Origin of the sequence: Campylobacter sp. US50a, assembly GCF_004379015.1 — a bacterium.
GTDB classification, from domain to species: domain Bacteria; phylum Campylobacterota; class Campylobacteria; order Campylobacterales; family Campylobacteraceae; genus Campylobacter_D; species Campylobacter_D jejuni.
Window position 1 is genome coordinate 1 of sequence record NZ_RYYJ01000089.1, and the last position, 297, is coordinate 297.

Consider the following 297-nt stretch of genomic DNA (forward strand, 5'->3'; position numbering starts at 1 on the left):
TATAAAATTACATAAATAAGACAATCAAAATACAATATAAAAGATTAAAGAATAGTAAAAACGGTTTTTTAAAAAAAACTAATATAAATATATGGCTAATTATATAATTAATCCTCCTCTAAGCCATCATTAATTCCTGCTTCTTCAAGTTCAAGCTGTTCTTTTTGATACACTTTATCATCTTTAAAGGCTTCAAAACTTTTTTCCCATAAAACCTTTCTTTGCTCTATATATTCTTGATCTTTACACATATTAATCCTTTTTATTTATCAGGTTTAAAACCACTATCTAAAATTA

The 297-nt window shown here is 23.2% G+C and carries 1 protein-coding gene; it reads right to left on the minus strand.

Going from position 1 to position 297, the window contains the following annotated elements; translation table 11 throughout:
- Window positions 1-107 precede the first annotated feature (107 nt).
- On the minus strand, window positions 108-251 hold the full coding sequence (locus ELQ11_RS09990) for a hypothetical protein (protein WP_162843187.1): 144 nt from the start codon (window positions 249-251) through the stop codon (window positions 108-110).
- Window positions 252-297 lie beyond the last annotated feature (46 nt).

What these genes read in the sequence shown, in the direction of transcription:
- ELQ11_RS09990 (WP_162843187.1), bottom strand. Translation starts at nt 251, where the DNA reads ATGTGTAAAGATCAAGAATATATAGAGCAAAGAAAGGTTTTATGGGAA.